Annotated in this window: 15 protein-coding genes and 1 riboswitch; of the genes, 10 read left to right on the top strand and 5 right to left on the bottom strand. The window is 50.4% G+C overall.

The window, feature by feature from the left end; all coding sequences use genetic code 11:
• Positions 1–632 precede the first annotated feature (632 nt).
• The 3 genes from ACE3MQ_RS25865 to ACE3MQ_RS25855 all read left to right on the top strand — a co-directional run bounded on the left by ACE3MQ_RS25865 (position 633) and on the right by ACE3MQ_RS25855 (position 4043).
• Positions 633–2570, top strand: coding sequence for a heavy metal translocating P-type ATPase (locus ACE3MQ_RS25865; protein ID WP_379398240.1), 1938 nt, complete (start codon positions 633–635; stop codon positions 2568–2570).
• 168 nt (positions 2571–2738) lie between these two features.
• A complete protein-coding gene (trxB, locus tag ACE3MQ_RS25860) occupies positions 2739–3689 on the top strand; it encodes a thioredoxin-disulfide reductase (RefSeq protein ID WP_379398238.1) in 951 nt (316 codons plus the stop codon).
• Positions 3690–3818: 129 nt separating this feature from the next.
• The gene (locus ACE3MQ_RS25855; protein ID WP_379398236.1) at positions 3819–4043 is read left to right on the top strand and encodes a hypothetical protein; all 225 of its coding nucleotides are present in this window, start codon (positions 3819–3821) and stop codon (positions 4041–4043) included.
• Between the two features lie 38 nt (positions 4044–4081).
• Here ACE3MQ_RS25855 and ACE3MQ_RS25850 read toward each other — a convergent pair whose 3' ends face one another.
• Positions 4082–4279: a hypothetical protein gene (locus ACE3MQ_RS25850; RefSeq protein ID WP_379398234.1), complete on the bottom strand. Its 198-nt coding sequence runs from the start codon at positions 4277–4279 to the stop codon at positions 4082–4084.
• Between the two features lie 276 nt (positions 4280–4555).
• Between ACE3MQ_RS25850 and ACE3MQ_RS25845 the strand changes: the two genes are divergently transcribed.
• A complete protein-coding gene (locus ACE3MQ_RS25845) occupies positions 4556–5701 on the top strand; it encodes a transglutaminase domain-containing protein (protein WP_379398232.1) in 1146 nt (381 codons plus the stop codon).
• Positions 5702–5796: 95 nt separating this feature from the next.
• On the opposite strand, the gene ACE3MQ_RS25840 is transcribed toward ACE3MQ_RS25845, so the two are convergent.
• A complete protein-coding gene (locus tag ACE3MQ_RS25840; RefSeq protein WP_379398230.1) occupies positions 5797–7263 on the bottom strand; it encodes an amino acid permease in 1467 nt (488 codons plus the stop codon).
• 100 nt (positions 7264–7363) lie between these two features.
• A riboswitch (Lysine riboswitch) is annotated at positions 7364–7559 on the bottom strand.
• Positions 7560–7748: 189 nt separating this feature from the next.
• The gene (locus tag ACE3MQ_RS25835) at positions 7749–8900 is read right to left on the bottom strand and encodes a virulence factor (RefSeq protein ID WP_379398228.1); all 1152 of its coding nucleotides are present in this window, start codon (positions 8898–8900) and stop codon (positions 7749–7751) included.
• A 326-nt stretch (positions 8901–9226) separates the two neighbouring features.
• On the opposite strand from ACE3MQ_RS25835, the gene ACE3MQ_RS25830 reads away from it, so the two are divergent.
• From ACE3MQ_RS25830 to ACE3MQ_RS25810, 5 genes are all read left to right on the top strand, one after another.
• Positions 9227–10576 carry a cytochrome ubiquinol oxidase subunit I gene (locus ACE3MQ_RS25830; protein ID WP_379398226.1) on the top strand — a complete coding sequence of 450 codons (1350 nt, stop codon included), beginning with the start codon at positions 9227–9229 and terminating at the stop codon, positions 10574–10576.
• Entirely contained in the window at positions 10573–11604 is a 1032-nt protein-coding gene (locus ACE3MQ_RS25825; protein ID WP_379398224.1) for a cytochrome d ubiquinol oxidase subunit II, read from the top strand. The genes ACE3MQ_RS25830 and ACE3MQ_RS25825 overlap by 4 nt, the downstream gene beginning before the upstream one ends.
• Positions 11605–11612: 8 nt before the next feature.
• Positions 11613–11714 (top strand): cytochrome bd oxidase small subunit CydS family protein, encoded by a 102-nt coding sequence (gene cydS, locus ACE3MQ_RS25820; RefSeq protein ID WP_379398222.1) that lies wholly within the window; start codon positions 11613–11615, stop codon positions 11712–11714.
• A gap of 110 nt (positions 11715–11824) precedes the next feature.
• Complete coding sequence (locus tag ACE3MQ_RS25815) at positions 11825–12775, top strand: MBL fold metallo-hydrolase (protein ID WP_379398220.1); 951 nt, start codon at positions 11825–11827, stop codon at positions 12773–12775.
• 158 nt (positions 12776–12933) lie between these two features.
• Complete coding sequence (locus tag ACE3MQ_RS25810; RefSeq protein WP_379398218.1) at positions 12934–14559, top strand: ABC-F family ATP-binding cassette domain-containing protein; 1626 nt, start codon at positions 12934–12936, stop codon at positions 14557–14559.
• A 74-nt stretch (positions 14560–14633) separates the two neighbouring features.
• Here ACE3MQ_RS25810 and ACE3MQ_RS25805 read toward each other — a convergent pair whose 3' ends face one another.
• A complete protein-coding gene (locus ACE3MQ_RS25805) occupies positions 14634–14822 on the bottom strand; it encodes a hypothetical protein (protein ID WP_379398216.1) in 189 nt (62 codons plus the stop codon).
• 192 nt (positions 14823–15014) lie between these two features.
• Here ACE3MQ_RS25805 and ACE3MQ_RS25800 point away from each other — a divergent pair, with 192 nt between their 5' ends.
• Complete coding sequence (locus tag ACE3MQ_RS25800) at positions 15015–15887, top strand: cation diffusion facilitator family transporter (protein WP_379398214.1); 873 nt, start codon at positions 15015–15017, stop codon at positions 15885–15887.
• A 70-nt stretch (positions 15888–15957) separates the two neighbouring features.
• Here the strand turns inward: ACE3MQ_RS25800 and ilvB are convergent, their stop codons facing one another.
• Positions 15958–17658, bottom strand: a complete 1701-nt coding sequence (gene ilvB, locus ACE3MQ_RS25795) for a biosynthetic-type acetolactate synthase large subunit (protein ID WP_379398212.1) — start codon at positions 17656–17658, stop codon at positions 15958–15960.
• Positions 17659–17706: the final 48 nt, after the last annotated feature.

Genomic DNA, 17706 nt, shown 5'->3' with positions numbered 1-17706 from the left:
CTAGATTGCAAAATTGCTCTAATTGACACTAAATAGATGTATGAAATACAGTTAGCTTCAATTAAATTCACCTACCAAAGCCAAATCAAACTCCATCCAACGCGAACTCAACTCCAAGCCAACTTGAAGCCAGCTCGAAACCAATTCCAAGCCAACTCCATCCAACGTCAACTCCAAACAACTCCATTCAACTCAACTAAACTCTGGCCTAACTCCACCCTAACTCGAACCCACCTCCACTCCATCCAACTCTTCAACTCAACTTAAACTCGAACTAACCCCCAAACTAATCCCAAACAAAATCCAACCTTACCTAAAACCGGCGGTGATTTTCATTTTAAAGAGTAGCTTAACCCGAGGATGGGGATGTGCATTTTGTTCTTTAATATTACCGTGAAGATTATGGAAGGGATGATAAGGCCGTTTATTTCGCCTATTTACATAAAGTAAAATAAGGTTTAAAATAAAGCTAAAGTTTCGCTAAGGAAAAATTATTGTTCTAATGCAAAAATGATTATCGTTCTCAATTACATGCTGCTCCGGGATGATCCCGGGGCAGCATGTGCCATTTTAAGGGCATTAACAATAGTATTCATTCTCAATTAGACATCAGATTAAGGGAGGAGATTTACATGCAAGCCATACACAAAGGAGTCACAACTGTCCAGCAATCCGCCAATTCACCTGATCCAAGAAAGCGCCGCCGCTACTCGCTGTTAAGCATGCTGAGACACCGCGAAATTGTCTTTGCCTTGGGCAGTGGTCTGCTTATGCTAATAGCATGGGGAGTAGGATCATTCTCACAAACGATATCCGTTCTTTTATATATTGCCGCGTATGCAATGGGAGGATTTCTCAAGGCCAAGGAAGGCCTGGAGACATTAATCAAGGAACGGGATTTGGACGTTAATCTGCTTATGATTGCCGCTGCCTTGGGGGCTGCTTCTATTGGCTACTGGAATGAAGGCGCGATGCTTATCTTTATATTTGCCTTGAGCGGCGCGTTGGAGTCCTTTGCTAGCGAACGCAGCCATAAGGATATTTCAGAGCTTATTTCCTTAAAGCCGGAGACGGCAATGAAAGTGGGCCAGGATGGTATGAAGGTCGTGGCTGTGGAGGAGCTGGTGATTGGCGATCTGCTGCTGGTTAAACCGGGCGAGGTCATTCCCGCCGATGGATTGGTTCGCAGCGGCGGCTCTGCCGTAAACCAAGCCACGATTACCGGTGAGTCCATTCCGGTGGATAAAGAGATCGGAGACAGCGTATTTGCCGGCACCTTGAATGGAGAAGGCGCCTTATATGTGGAAGTAACGAGTCCAGCCGAAGGCACCCTGTTTGCCAAAATTATCGCTTTGGTCGAGCAGGCGCAGAATGAGACGCCGGAATCCCAGCGTTTCATCAAGCGGCTGGAGGGCATCTATGCCAAGGTTGTCGTAGCGGCAACGGCTGCGCTCATTGTGTTAGCCCCGATCCTGCTGGGCTGGAGCTGGTCATTCACTTTTTATAAAGCGATGGTATTTCTTGTTGTTGCTTCGCCATGTGCCTTAGTCTCTTCCGTCATGCCGGCAATGCTCTCGGCTATGTCGAAGAGCGCTAGAAAGGGCGTTCTTTTCAAAGGCGGAGCGCATATGGACAATTTAGGCAATACGAAGGTGGTTGCGTTCGACAAGACCGGAACGCTAACGGCAGGACAGCCGGTCGTTACGGAATTGTTCGTGGCTGACGGCTATGATCGCCTGGAAGTGCTGACGGCATGCGCCTCGGCGGAGAGCTTATCCGAGCACCCGCTTGCTCGTGCTATCGTGAACAAGGCTGCTGCTGAGGGCTTGCAGCTTAAGGCGGCGGAAGATATGAGAGCCATTACCGGGTGGGGAATCGAGGCTCGGGTTGACGGACAATTGTGGCGGATAGGCAAGGCGGATGAGCATGACGCTGCCATGCCTGCAGCACTGCTGGAACGACTGAAAATATTAGCGGCCGAAGGAAATACCGTCTCTCTTATTTTACAGGACAACAATTATGTAGGGCTCATTGCTCTACAGGATATCATCCGTCCTCAAGCGGTTGCCGCGATTTCTAAATTGCGCGAAATGGGGATTACCACGGTCATGCTGACGGGTGATCGCGGCGGAACGGCCGAGGCGGTAGCGAGAGCGGCTGGCGTCGATCAGGTATTCGGCGATTTACTGCCAGAGGATAAGGTGAATCACGTTAAGAATTTACGAACCAAGCACGGACATATCGTCATGGTCGGGGACGGGGTCAATGATGCTCCAGCCCTTGCCGCCGCTACCGTCGGCATCGCAATGGGGGGCGGTGGAACAGGAGCAGCTCTGGAGGTGGCGGATGTCGTATTGATGAACGACAACTTGGAAATGGTCGCGGAAACCGTGGCATTGGCTCGCCGCGCCGGCAAAATCGTGAAACAAAATTTGATTTTTGCGGCCTGCATCATTTTAATGTTAATCGTCGGCAATTTTGCACAAGGAATATCACTGCCTCTAGGTGTAGTAGGGCATGAGGGAAGCACGCTTCTCGTTATCCTGAACGGGCTCCGTCTGCTTCGCTGAAGCAGAACCGTTCCGTTCATGAATCCTTCATGCAAACTTCACTCAACACCACGATTACAAATATTGACCTTGGCTGCTCATTACAAGATAATAAAGATTAGAAATTAACAATATTTATTAAATGTTTTCTAGTGCTCGGTGAATTTGCCTTGAAGGAGGATATTCTATATGTATAAATCTATTATTATTGGAACCGGCCCTGCGGGGCTGACAGCAGCGATTTATTTGGCGCGTGCGAACTTGAGCCCTCTCGTTATTGAAGGGCCTCAGCCTGGCGGTCAATTGACGACAACGACGGATGTAGAGAATTTCCCTGGTTTTCCAGAAGGGATTTTAGGGCCTGAATTGATGGATAACATGCGTAAGCAGGCGGAGCGTTTTGGTGCTGAATTCCGTATGGGCTGGGTGAACTCGGTCGATATGAGCAGCCGTCCGTTCAAGCTTCAAGTAGAAGGCATCGGAGAACTGGTGTCCGAAACCCTGGTGATTTCGACAGGAGCAACCGCTAAATATTTGGGAATTCCGGGAGAGCAGGACAATGTAGGCCGCGGTGTGAGCACCTGCGCGACCTGTGACGGCTTCTTTTTCCGCGGGAAGGAAATTATCGTCGTTGGCGGCGGGGATTCCGCGCTGGAGGAAGCAGGCTTCTTAACGCGATTCGCATCCAAAGTGACGCTGGTTCACCGCCGCGACGAGCTGCGCGGTTCGAAAATTATGCAAGACCGCGTGCGTGCCAATGAGAAGGTAGAATGGGCGCTCAATCGTACGCCGATTGAGGTGGTTACGAACGAGGTAGGCGTAACTGGTCTTAAAGTGCGAAACAATGCAACCGGTGAAGAAGAAATAATCGAAGCTAGCGGCGTATTCGTAGCCATCGGCCATCATCCGAACACAGGCTTCCTTGGCGGTCAAATTGATACGGATGAGAACGGCTATATCGTGGTGAAGCCGGGAACGTCCGAGACGAACGTACCGGGAGTATTCGCTTGCGGTGACGTTCAGGATACCCGTTATCGTCAAGCTGTTACTGCTGCAGGCAGCGGCTGCATGGCGGCTATCGACTGCGAGAAATTTATTGAGAGCCTGGAGCATGAGACAGCGGCTGCAGCCGCGAAATAATAGGCGGCAATTTAACTCGAAGAGGGAGAGCCTATGAGTCAAATCATCGTATATACAAGCACAAATCGTCAGAACTGCCATTAAGTCAAAAGCTTCTAGCGGAGAAAGGCATTTCTTACGAGGTACACCATGATAATAAAAGCGATGATTTTGCCCAGCAGGTATGGGATATGGCTTGCGCTCCGTTCCAGTGACGGTGATCGGCGGGCGCCGTATACTAGGTATGAACAAGATTCAGCTGAAGAAGGCTTTGGCGGAGCAAGTTTAAATTATCCATATATTACGCCAGGCAACTTGCGCTGGAATATAAAACAACAAGAAAGAGGAGAACGGCTAACCCCGTCTCCTCTTTAAATTTTCATGGATGCGAATACGATGTTGGATAAATAGTGTCAGACAAAAAGGCCGACAACAAGCTGAAATACGATATAACTGACAATTCCGCTTCCGATCAAGATAAGTCCGCTTTTCTTCCGCCCTTGAAACAGGCGCAGCAAACCCAAACTGCCTACTGGGGCGATGATCAGGATGAAAAACATCACAGTAATGAAAAGTTGAACGGAAATGTCCGATATATTTACTATAGTCATAACTTGTCTCTCCGTTTCTATTGTGGCTGACTGCGCAATGATATTTATCACACCATTAACATGTTTTATATTATACCTAAACTGCTATCCATTTAAAAGGAAATCAGATAGGAAATTAAGGCAGTTTAGCGTCTTTTTTGACATCTGATCATGGAGAGCAGCAGAGAGGAGGGGGAAGGGAGATTCGACAAAACTAGAAGACCTTTTCATATCAGGTTATGTTACAATGGGCTTGAACAACGCTGATCGCTATATTTTATGTAGAAGGGTTGGGAGATGATGAAGCAGCAAATCGCAAGACGATGGATTACGGCAGGGATCACAAGTGCCATTGTATTTGGTGCCGTCCCCCCGGGCGTCGGCTATAGTGAAGTGTACGCAAAATCGGAGACAGCTGCTGCGGAGACAGCTACCGTAACCTCTTCCAAGGAGCTGCAATCTACACTAGCTGAATTTATGGGAGCTAGGCAAACGACGATAACTGTAAAATATCAGGGCACAACGAGCAACTTGAAGGATATTTTGAAGGAAGCCGTAAACGGGGCGTTGGAGAGCGATCCTTACACCAAGTATGTCGTTGATCGCTATACATATTCCTGGAAAGGAACCTCCGGTTCGGCAAAAATTACTTTTCAAATTCATTACCGGGAAACCGCTGAGCAATCGGCTTATGTCGATGGCCGTGTGAAGGTGATCCTTGAGGAGATCATAAAGCCTGGCATGAATGAGCACCAGAAAATTAAGGCGATTCACGATTATGTCGTGTTGAATATGAAATATGATGAAGGCCTGCAGAAGTACACCGCATACGAGGGGCTGAAGACAGGCGAGGCGGTATGTCAAGGCTATACCCTGTTAACGTACAAGCTGCTGCAGCAAGCAGGGATCAACAATCGAATTGTCGAAGGCAGTGCGGGCGGCCAGCTCCATGCCTGGAACCTCGTTCACTTGGAAGGACAATGGTACCATCTTGATACTACGTGGGATGATCCTGCTCCAGATATGCCCGGGGTCGTTAAATACGGATATTACATGAGAACGGACGAGCAGATGAGAAAGACGCACAACTGGAATATTGCAACTCCGGCTGCAAAGCAATCCTATCGTCATACGCTCAGTTCTTTAATAACCGCGGGGGGGCAAGCTGCCGCGGGATTGCAGGAACTGGAGAAGCAGCTGGAATATACGCTGTACAGCCCTGATTCTGCGGTCACAAATGTACAGGGAATTCAAGGACAGGTCAAACAAGCCGTCAGCAATAAGCAGAGTACCGTCACCATCAGGTACGCAGGCTCGGAGCGGCAATTAGTCGATCATTTGGGTAGCTTGTACGAGCTTAAGATTAAGAATATTTCTTATCTGGCCGAGCCGCTGGAAGGAACTAACGATTTGCGAGTCGAGATCCATTGGGAGAACAAGTGAGATAGTAATTTAGCAATCTTTCAGATTAAAATGAAAGAGCTGCCCGAAGTAGAGAAATCTACTTCTGGGCAGCTCTTTTTTGTGCTTCGGGAAGGCTATAATTTTTGTGATGGCGGATGAAGCTCACATTCCTGCAGAGGAATTACCTTTGTGCGTTTGATCCATTTGTATCCCAGCCAAATGATTAGGAACAAGGGAACGCTGATATAGGATACAACAACGCCGTACCAATCGATCTGTCCACCGGTGAAGGCGGACAGATTTTGCCCCAAGATCACGATAAAGCAGAGAATGAAGGCAAAGATCGGGCCGAATGGAAACCATTTGGCCTTGTAGGGAAGATCGTTCAAATCTCTTCCTTGGGCAACATAGGCTCGGCGGAAGCGGTAATGGCTAATCGCGATGCCCAGCCAGGTGATAAAGCCGCACATGCCTGAAGCATTGAGCAGCCAGGTGTAAACAACCCCATCTCCGAACAGGGAGGCCAGGAAGGCGGTCATCCCGACCAGAGTCGTCAGCAGCAGGGCATTTACCGGCAGTCCCCGGCGGCTGAGCCGAGCGAGAAACTTCGGCGCTTTGCCTCGTTTGGCTAAAGAATAGAGCACGCGGGAGGACGCGTACATGCCAGAGTTGCCGGCCGACAGCACGGAGGAGAGGATGACCGCGTTCATTACGGAAGCCGCAAAGGCTAGTCCGGCTTTTTCGAATACGAGGGTGAACGGGCTAACGCCGATGCTCTCTATGCCTTCTTTCAGCAAATTGGGATTCGTATATGGGATCAGCAAGCTGATGACCAGGATCGCTAAAATATAAAATATCAAAATCCGCCAAAATACCTGCCGGATAGCCCGCGGAACATGCTCCCGGGGGTTATCGCTTTCACCTGCAGCGACGCCGACCATTTCCGTTCCCTGGAAGGAGAAGCCCGCGGCCATGAACACGCCGAGAAAAGCGAAGAATCCGCCATGGAACGGCGCGTCCCCGATCGTGAAGTTTTTGAAGCCGACCGCTTCCCCGCCGATAATGCCAAAAATCATCAGGACGCCGAGAACGAGAAATATGATGACTACTGCAACTTTTATCGTGGCAAACCAATACTCTGATTCGCCATATCCTTTGACGGACAATAGATTGAGGCCGAGAATCAGGCCGAGAAACAAAACGCTCCATAACAGCGAAGAGCTTTCGGGGAACCAGTACTTAATGATCAGCGTGGCAGCTGAAAGCTCGGCAGCAATCGTAATCGCCCAGTTGTACCAGAAATTCCAGCCCATGGCGAAGCCGAGGGAAGGATCGACGAAGCGCGAAGCATAGGTTTCGAATGATCCTGAGTCCGGCATATACGTAGCGAGCTCGCCCAAGCTGGTCATGAGGAAATAGACCATGATTCCGACAGCGGCGTATGCGAGAAGGGCACCGCCTGGGCCAGCTGAAGCGATTGCTCCTCCGCTAGCTAGGAATAGCCCGGTGCCAATCGAGCCGCCAAGCGCGATCATCGTCATATGGCGGGCCTTTAATCCGGGCTTTAAATTGTCGGTTACTGTTGTGTTTTTACTGCCCATTGTCTGCATCCTCTCCGTGTGTAGGTGAATAAAAGAAAAAGTAAAAGACCGCGGGAAAGGTTCCGCGGTCTCGTTGTCATACCGTGATCCCATCATAGTTCGTAAAGATAGCTCAACACGGCGTCCTTATAGGCAGGCAGCCGTGACAGTTCTGTCCCTTTCGGAAACAGCCCCAGTATGTTCGTCCTTGGAAGCTTGACGCCATACTTCGGCGACGCTGCCTTTCCATCTGATTCATCGGCGGCTTCTTCGCCTTCTCAGATGTACTTATCACCATCGCGACCTCTACCTCATCCGAATGACTGATGAGGTTTGTATTTAGTTTCATTGAAATGATTATTCAGTATATAGCAGCCATTAGGCCAAAGCAATGGATAAATCTTGACATTGCTGACAGATAGCTGGATTCACCGGATTAGCAGCTAGATAACTAAGTCAGCTGGATCAGCTAGTTCTGTGGCTAGCCGATGCAGCGCGCTGCTAAGCTAAGCATTCTTCGAGCTGCTCTGTCTGTGCTGGGCCATCTGCTGCCAGATGGTGCCTGCCGCCTGTTCACCGGATTCGATCCGCTCAAGCGCCATTCTCGCTTGAAGGCCAACCTCGAATTCGGGATCATCCGCGGCAGCGCGGAGCGCTTCCTTCGCATCATCCGTGCCGACTTCATAGAGGAAGCGGGCCGCCCGCCACCGAACCAGCTTGCTCGAATCCTGCAGCGCAGCGATCATGGCATCTGTCGCCGCAGGATCGCCAATATCGGATAGCGTATCGCCTGCGGTACGACGCACGGCTGCCGACTTATCGCGGAGCGCCTCGTAAAGCAGCTCCATCGCCTCCGGCGTACCGATGTCGCCGAGGTAGACGACGACGAGGCGTCGCACCTGCATTTGCTTGTCGCGCAGCGCTTCAGCGAGCAGCGGCAGCGCTGCGGCATCCGGCTTCAGCGCCTCGAGGCCCGCATAGCGGACGCGCCAATCCTCGCTCTTCAACTGCTCGCGAACCTCATCGAGGCTAAGCTCGCGGCGCTGCTCGACGAATTCGCTTTCGCTGCTTCCGTGCTGGATCGCCTGCGCGACAAGCGCCTGAAGCCGGTCCGGCGGATATGCCGCTTCCAGCTCCTGCTCCACCTCGCGGGCGATTTCCGCCAGCTCTCCATAACGCACGCCATAATCGGTCAGCTTGCGTTCTTTGATGAGCGTCGCGCTGGACACCTCGGTCACTGCGGACACGAAGCGTTCTCCCAGACCGATCCGCTCCTCCAGGCTGCCGGATTTTACGCGGATTTGCATCGGGATGCTGCGGAAGAACTGCACGAATACTTGTGCTTCGCCATATCCCTGCGCAGCCTCAGCTTCGCCTTGCTCCCAGGCAGAGGCAATGCCCTCCTGGCCGAACTGGGCTTGAACCTCGCTTAAAATGGCAGACCAATCGGCGTTGCCCTTCCGGTCAAGCGCGACGAAGTCGGCTGTATGAAATACGCTCTTCACCCCGGGGATATGCAGCATTTTCCCGATCCAAGGCGGGGCGGAGCGCTCGTTGTCGAGCGTATATGTTTTACGGATTCCCGGCTCGAGACTTACGCTCAGATGGAGCTTCATCGTGTTCGGGCTCGGCGTCGGTTCGATAAATACGATTTTCATAATTTGTTCACACTCCTTTGAATTTATTGTACATCAAGGAATGAGTTTACCCAAGTCTCGGAAGGAGCGGCCTCGCGAAGATCCGGTCAGGAATAAAAAGGAACCGAAGCGGCACACTACAGGTAGAAAAATTGACTTCCATAGGAGGCGCAACTATATCATGTTTCAGAGGCAGGAAAGAATACTTATCGTCATATGCTTCGTCGTAGCGATAATTATGCTGTATGCCACGATCAAAAGTGCCCTCCGGTACATAGGTGCGCCAGTTGGATCTGGGGCGCAGTCAGGCAGCGTGATTATGACCAAAAGGGAGCTGAACCATACTCATGTTTTCTACGGATCCAGTAACGCTGAGCCGGATTCTTACCGGACTCACCTTATTTGTACATATTAATTTTGCCTCAATTGGTGTAGGCGTCCCGTTAATTATCGCTTTGGCCGAATGGAGGGGGATTACAAATAAAGATCCGCATTATTCGCTGCTGGCTCGCAGGTGGGCGCGCGGATTCGTTATTTCTGTGGCGGTCGGCGTAGTTACCGGAACCTCGATTGGCCTGCAGCTCAGCCTGCTATGGCCCAGCTTTATGCGGGTAGCCGGGCAGGCGATAGCACTTCCGTTGTTTATGGAGACCTTTGCATTCTTTGTAGAGGCGATTTTTCTCGGCATATATTTGTATACGTGGGAGCGGTTCAGGCGGCCAGGCTTGCATCTGCTGCTGCTGATTCCGGTCGTTCTCGGGGCATTCTCCTCGGCGTTCTTTATCACTACGGTGAATGCGTTCATGAATACTCCGCAAGGATTTACATTGGAGAATGGGGTGTTTACGAATATAGATCCGCTTAAAGCAATGTTTAATCCGGCGACGCCTACCAAGGTATCCCATGTTTTAGCTTCTTCATTAACGATGAGCGCCGGACTGCTGGCGGGCATTGCTGCTTATAGCATGCTGAGAGGGAGAAATCATCCTTATTTTAAAAAAGCGCTCAAGCTGACGGTGACCAGTACCTTTGTCTTTGCGATCTCGACAGCGGTGATCGGGGACTTCTCCGGCAAATTTCTCGCTAAATACCAGCCGGAGAAGCTGGCCGCAGCAGAATGGCATTTCAATACGATGGAGAAGGCGCCTCTCATTTACGGAGGCATATTGGGTGAGAACCATGAAATCAAATATGCGCTGCGTATTCCTTATGCCCTCAGCATTTTGGCCGGCAGCTCGCCAAGCACCAAAGTGGTCGGACTGGAGGAATTTCCGCAGAATGATTGGCCGCCGCTGCTGATTCATTATATGTTCGACATGAAAGTGACGATCGGTATGCTGCTTGTTCTTATTCCCTTCCTGTTCCTGCTGCGCCGCAGACTCCCGGGCCGGAATAAAGGATACCCGAAATGGCTTTTGATCGGCATATTGACGCTTGGGCCGTTCGCGATGGTATCGATTGAGCTGGGCTGGATGTTCGCTGAAATCGGCCGGCAGCCATGGATCGTCCGGGGGTATATGAGAGTCGCCGATGCGGCCACGACCTCACCGCATGTCGGCTCGATGCTCGTGCTGTTTATCATTCTGTATCTCGTGTTGTGCATATCGTGTATTTACGTGCTGGCCAAACTTTTCCGCAATAAAGACGTATTCGAAGAAATGAGAGAGCGGGGAATCGAAGGAGGGGGGCTGGGTTGAGCTATGAAATCATCGGAATTACGGTGCTTTGGACGTTTTTATTCGGATATTTGATCGTAGCTTCCATCGACTTCGGTGCCGGTTTTTTTAGCTATTACAGCGTCATAACAGGACACCGGAATAGAATTCACCACATTATTCAGCGCTACCTCTCCCCGGTGTGGGAAGTAACGAACGTATTTTTGATCTTTTTCGTTGTAGGCCTTGTGGGGTTCTTTCCGGTATCGGCGTATTTCTACGGTACGGCGCTGCTGGTTCCGGGCAGTCTGGCTACCGTGCTGCTCGGGCTTCGGGGCGCATATTATGCTTACAACACTTACGGAAGCAGCAGAGAGGACAATAAAGCATACATGGCTATCTACGGAGCGACAGGGCTGCTCATTCCCGCCGCATTGTCGACGGTACTAGCAATATCGGAAGGCGGCATTATCCGGGAAGAGGGCGGCCAAGTGACCTTGGATTGGGCAGCGTTCTTCGCAAGTCCCTACACCTGGTCCGTTATTGTGCTGGCCATCGTCTCTGTGCTGTACATTTCTGCGATGTTCCTGACGTATTACTCGAAAAAGGCAGGAGACCGATTGGCCTTTGAAGTGCTTCGAGGCTATGCGCTAATGTGGAGCGCCCCGACGATCATCGCTTCCGTGCTTGCTTTTTTTCAACTCAACCGGCATAATCCGGAGCATTTCCAAAATATGCTCCATATTGCATGGATGTTCGCCGCCTCATTCGTCTGTTTTCTGCTGGCGATCTACTTCGTTTGGAGACGACGGCATCTAGGCTGGTCCTTTATGCTCGTTATGCTGCAATTCGGCTTTGCCTGGTATGGATATGGACGTTCTCATTTGCCTTACATCCTGTTTAAACAAGTGAGCATTTACGATAGTTTTACGAATGAGACGATGGCGGTTGCGCTTATCACTGCCTTTATTGCCGGGCTGTTCATTTTAATTCCTTCTCTTGTGCTGCTGATGCGTTTGTTTCTATTTGATGCCAAATATATTCGGGGAGGATCGCCGGAGAAAGGATGAGGTGCGCCATGGAGCATTTCTTGATGATGTGGGCGCCGCAGCTGGTCATTATCGGCGCAGTTTTATTTTTATTCGTTTACGCCTATCGGTTTAAGGATCCTTCCGATTAATTTTTGATTAATCATTTGGATTTACGGGTGTATATGTTCTAAGTATGTATAGTAAAATTAGAAACGCAATGAACAAACTGGAGGGGAGTAGAAGGAGGGATTCCTCAAGAATGGCTAAAAAGCGCTACACGAACATCGATAATATAAACACTGACAGATCACTGAAACAATTCAGGCAATGGCGCGAAGAGCGGCGCAGAAAGAAGAAAGATTATTCTTACATCATTCCGAACTCACCGCCGCAGCTTGATTATTTGCAGGAGAATAAGAGCGAGCTTACCGTCACCTGGGTTGGCCATGCCACATTTCTGATTCAGTATAAAGGCTTGAATATCGTTACGGATCCCGTATGGGCCGGACGGATGGGATTTCAACGTAGACTCGGAACGCCGGGAATTCCAATCGGGGACGTTCCCGAGCTTGATGTTATTCTCATCTCTCATTCCCATTACGATCATATGCATATCGCTTCCATCCGTAAGCTGTATGGGGCAAATACTCAGCTTATCGTGCCGATCGGGCTCGCGCGCAAATTGCGGCGTAAAGGATTCAAGCGCGTGCAGGAGCTGAGCTGGTGGGAGCATCTGGAGATCGGCGATGTCAAAATTTCATTTGTGCCGACCCAGCATTGGACGCGCCGTACGCTGTTCGACATGAACACGTCGCATTGGGGCGGATATGTGCTGGAACCGGCGCGGGTGCATGAAGGAGAGCAGGCTCAAGTCCTTTATTTCGCAGGCGATAGCGGTTATTTCCGCGGCTTTGAAGAGATAGGCAATCGATACAAAATCGATATAGCGTTAATGCCTATTGGAGCTTATGAGCCGGAGTGGTTCATGACCTCCCAGCATACGACCCCGGAGGAGGCGCTGCAGGCGTTCCTCGATGTAAAAGCCAAACTGATGATCCCGATGCATTACGGTACATTCCGGTTAGCGGATGATACGGCCCGGGAGGCGCTGGATCGATTGGAAGAGGATCGGAAGCGCCGCGGAATCGCGGAAGAGGCCATTAAAATTTTGCTTCACGGCGAGACGCTTCGCTATCCTGGAAGCGGGTAAGGAAACAAGGTTAAGATCATCATTCAACGAATGCAAAGACGCTCGTGCGCTGCGTCTTTTTTTTTGCTCGTAATTCGCTTTCCATTGGGGCGACCGGCCATGATTTATGCTATAATGTTGACCAGTGTGTATTATTAATAAAGGATGGTAATGCCGAAATGATAAGTACTACTGGTGTAACGCTCCGTTATGGAAAACGAGCACTTTTTGAAGATGTGAATATAAAGTTTACGCCGGGTAACTGCTATGGCCTCATCGGTGCGAACGGGGCAGGTAAATCAACCTTCCTCAAAATCTTATCCGGTGAGATCGAGCCGAACCAGGGCGAAGTGCATATGACCCCGAATGAGCGCCTTGCGGTGCTGAAGCAGAACCATTACGAGTATGACGAGTTCCCCGTTCTCGAAACGGTAATCATGGGGCATACCCGTCTGTATTCCATTATGAAGGAGAAGGACGCGTTGTACGCCAAGGCGGATTTCTCCGAAGAAGACGGCATGCGGGCCGGAGAGCTTGAAGGAGAATTCGCGGAGCTGAACGGCTGGGATGCTGAGCCGGACGCTGCCGCTCTTCTCATCGGACTTGGCATCTCACGTGATTTACATGACAAGAAGATGGCTGAACTGAGCGGAAACGAGAAGGTTCGGGTTCTGTTGGCCCAAGCCCTATTTGGTCGTCCGAACAATTTGCTGCTGGATGAGCCGACGAACCACTTGGATCTGGAATCTATTCAGTGGCTGGAAAACTTCCTCATGGACTATGAAGGAACAGTTATCGTCGTATCCCATGACCGTCACTTCCTGAATAAGGTTTGTACGCATATCGCGGACATTGATTTCGGTAAAATTCAATTGTATGTCGGCAACTATGACTTCTGGTATGAATCCAGTCAATTGGCGTTGGCGCTTCAGCGTGACGCTAACAAGAAGAAGGAAGAGAAGATCAAGGAGCTTCAAGCGTTTATTCAGCGTTTCTCCGCGAATGCCTCCAAATCGAAGCAGGCTACATCCCGGAAGAAGCAGCTGGACAAAATCACGCTCGACGATATCCGCCCTTCGAATCGGAAATATCCGTTCTTGCACTTTAAGTCCGAGCGCGAAGCAGGCAAGCAGCTTCTGAGCGTCGATGGATTGACCAAGACGGTGGAAAGCGAGAAATTGCTGGATAATGTCAGCTTCGTCGTTAATAAAGGCGATAAAATCGCTTTTGTCGGGCCGAACGGACTGGCGAAGACGACCTTCTTCCAGATCGTGATGGGCGAGCTGGAAGCGGACGCAGGAGAGTACAGCTGGGGCGTGACGACGTCGCAAGCCTATTTCCCGAAAGACAACTCCAGCTATTTCGATGGCGTCGATATCAATTTGGTCGAATGGCTGCGGCAATATTCCAATGATCAGGACGAGACCTTCCTTCGCGGCTTCCTGGGCCGGATGCTGTTCTCCGGGGAGGAGGCGCTCAAGAAGGCGAGCGTATTGTCCGGGGGCGAGAAGGTTCGCTGCATGCTGGCGAAGATGATGCTGAACGGCGCGAACGTCCTGCTGTTCGACGAGCCGACGAACCACTTGGACTTGGAGTCCATCACGGCGCTGAATAACGGCTTGATCGATTTCGACGGAACGATTCTGTTTACGTCCCATGACCATCAATTCATCCAGACGATTGCCAACCGGATTATTGAAATTACGCCGAATGGCATTATTGATCGCGTCATGACGTACGATGAATATTTGGAGAGCGAAGAGATTCAAAATTTGCGCAAGCAAATGTATCCCGCAGAAAAGTAATCTAATCGCTAACCTGACGCATAAACAAAAAAGTCCTGGCAGGGAAACTCCCTGCCAGGCTTTTTTTGGCTTTCCTATGACCCGCCCGTACGACGACGCTGATTATTCGGTTTCTTATTGTTCTGGCTCTTCATAGCTTTTGTCTGCTGAGTTCCCGTAAACCCAGGCTTGTTCGCGGCATTCTGCTGCTGTTTTTTTTGCTGCAGCTTCTGGCGCATGGCTTCTGCTAAATCAATTTTTCGAGGCTCATTGCTATCTGTCATGAAATCATCTCCTATAGGAAAAGGGGTTGCTCTTATTCTATACGTTTTTAAATTATTGGACAACGGGAATAATGAATAACGCTTGCTTTAGCCTGAGGCAACACTGTTTCTCTAGACTCACACGAAGTTGATTTGCTACGATGATACAACAAGTTTTGTTTTTCATATAGAGAAGGAGCTGGAGGTGCAGATTTGAACATTTATGACGATATACGCAGAGGAGAGCGGGGCGCCTGGATCAGCATTGCCGCTTACCTGGTTCTGTCTGCATTTAAATTGATCAGCGGGTACCTCTTTGCATCGAGTGCCCTATTGGCAGATGGCTTCAATAACGTAACCGACATCGTTGCTTCACTTGCCGTATTGATAGGTCTGCGCATATCTCAAAAGCCGCCGGATTCCGATCACGCCTATGGGCATATGCGAGCCGAGACGATTGCCGCCTTACTGGCCTCTTTTATTATGGCGATGGTTGGGATTCAAGTTATTTACGGTTCGATCCGATCTTTAGTAACGGGGGTAGAGGCTGAGCCGGATATCCGTTCTGCTGCAGTCGCGCTGATTTGTGCGGTAGCCATGTGGTTCGTTTATGCTTATAACCGAAGATTGGCTACGCAAATCAACAATCAGGCGCTGATGGCTGCGGCGAAGGATAATTTATCGGATGCCCTCGTGAGTATCGGTGCAGCCGTCGGCATTATCGGAGCTCAATTCGGATTGCCCTGGCTAGATACCGTAGCGGCCTTTGCAGTTGGACTATTAATTTGTAAAACGGCTTGGGATATTTTCAGGGATTCGACGCATCGATTGACCGATGGCTTCGATGAGAGTGAGCTAGGAGATTTGCGAAGCTCTATCGCTAGAATTCAGGGAGTAGAGGGTATACGGGATGTGAAAGCGCGCGTCCATGGCAATCATGTGCTCGTTGACGTTGTCATTGAAGTAGATCCGCTGCTTACCGTAATGGAAAGCCACGAAATCAGCGACCGTGTTGAAGAGCAGATGCGGCGCATTCGGAACGTCATGCATGTTCATGTCCATGTAGAGCCGAAGACCGGGGCCTAGGGGGGAACCGTTAGAGTGGATATACTCTGACGGTTCTTTTGGCTTTGCCGGATCCGGATGATCGAGAGGATCAATCTTGGGTAATCATTTGGTCGTTGCTTTCGCCCGGCGGTACCATAGGATAAACGTTTTGTTCTTCCTTTACATTGAATTCCATAAGTACCGGACCAGGTATACTCAGGCTCTGCCGGATGATTGCTTCCGCTTCCTGTAAAGTGCTTGCCCGCAAACCGGTAACGCCATAGGATTTAGCAAAAGTGACGTAATCCGGTGATGAGATTTGGACGGAAGAGTAGCGTTTTTGATAAAATAACTGCTGCCATTGCCGAACCATACCGAGATATCCATTATTCAGGATGGCAATTTTGATTGGCAAATCATAGTCGACAGCAGTCATCAATTCCTGCAAATTCATCTGAAAGCTTCCATCGCCCGTAATACATAACACGGGTTGTTTGGAGGGGTCAGCGATTGCGGCTCCTATAGCGGCCGGGAAGCCGAAGCCCATTGTACCGAGGCCTCCCGAGGTCAGGAAACATCGCGGGCGGGCGAATTTATAATGATGTGCAGTCCAGATTTGATGCTGCCCGACATCCGTAGCTACAATAGACTCCCCTTGTGTAAATTGATCCAGAAGCGAGATAACCTCGCCCGGGCTTAACTGTCCTTCTTGTTTAGAATAATGGGGAACCTTCTTAGGCCATTTCGTTGCCTCGATTAACCAAGGTGAAGGTTTACCGCTTTCAGCCAAAGGCAGCAGACGGTTTAACAGATCACGGATATCCGCGGATATACATATTTCTGCCGGGATATTTTTATTCAATTCGGCATTATCGATATCGACGTGAATCTTCAATGAGCCTGGTGAGAAGGATTGCGCCTTGCCTGACACGCGGTCATTAAATCGCGTTCCGAGGCAGAGCAGGAGATCTGCTTGATGAACCGCCCGATTGGCAGCAAACGTGCCATGCATGCCAACCATTCCTAAATACCAGGGATGCCTTGCCGGGAAGGCGCCAATCCCCATCAACGTGCTTACGACGGGGATGCCTGTTTGTTCGACCAGAGAGACCAGTTCCTCGGTAGCTCCCGAGGAGATGACGCCTCCTCCAGCAAGAATGACCGGACGCTTCGCCTGCTTGATCGAATCCCAAATGCGGATAACCTTTTCTTCCATTATTGGCGGGGTTGAATGATAGCCGCGGATGTTCAGGGGTGCAGCGGGCAGGAGACCAGCGGTTGCTGCCGTCATCACATCCTTAGGCAGGTCGATGAGAACAGGGCCTGGTCTTCCCGTAGAGGAAATATGGAACGCTTCTTTGACGATGCGCGGCAGCTCTGCCACATTCCTGACCACATAGTTATGCTTAGTGACATCCATGGTCATCCCGTAAATGTTCACTTCCTGAAAACTGTCGCGACCAATCAGGTTGGTGGATACTTGTCCCGTCAAAACGACCAGCGGCACGGAATCCATAAATGCATTGGCGATCCCCGTAATAGCATTGGTTGCTCCCGGGCCGGAAGTGACCAGCGCGACTCCAGGCTTTCCGGTCACTCGGGCATAGCCGTCCGCTGCATGGATGGCTGCCTGCTCATGCCGAGTTAATATATGCCGGATATCGGGACAGTCGTATAACGCATCATATATAGGGATAACGGCCCCGCCGGGGTAACCAAAGATCGTGTCTACTTTCTCCTCGACCAGACATTCCAGCAGCAATTGGGCACCGATGGATGGAGCTTGCTGGACAGTATCATTTTCCCTCATCAGAATTCCCTCCCAGTTTGTTATTCTGACCATTTTACTGCGATTCAC

The sequence above is a fragment of the Paenibacillus lentus genome (genome assembly GCF_042714055.1).
GTDB classification, from domain to species: Bacteria; Bacillota; Bacilli; order Paenibacillales; family Paenibacillaceae; genus Fontibacillus; species Fontibacillus lentus_A.
The sequence above is the reverse complement of the archived record's forward strand: the minus strand, read 5'-3'. Positions and strand labels throughout refer to the sequence as shown.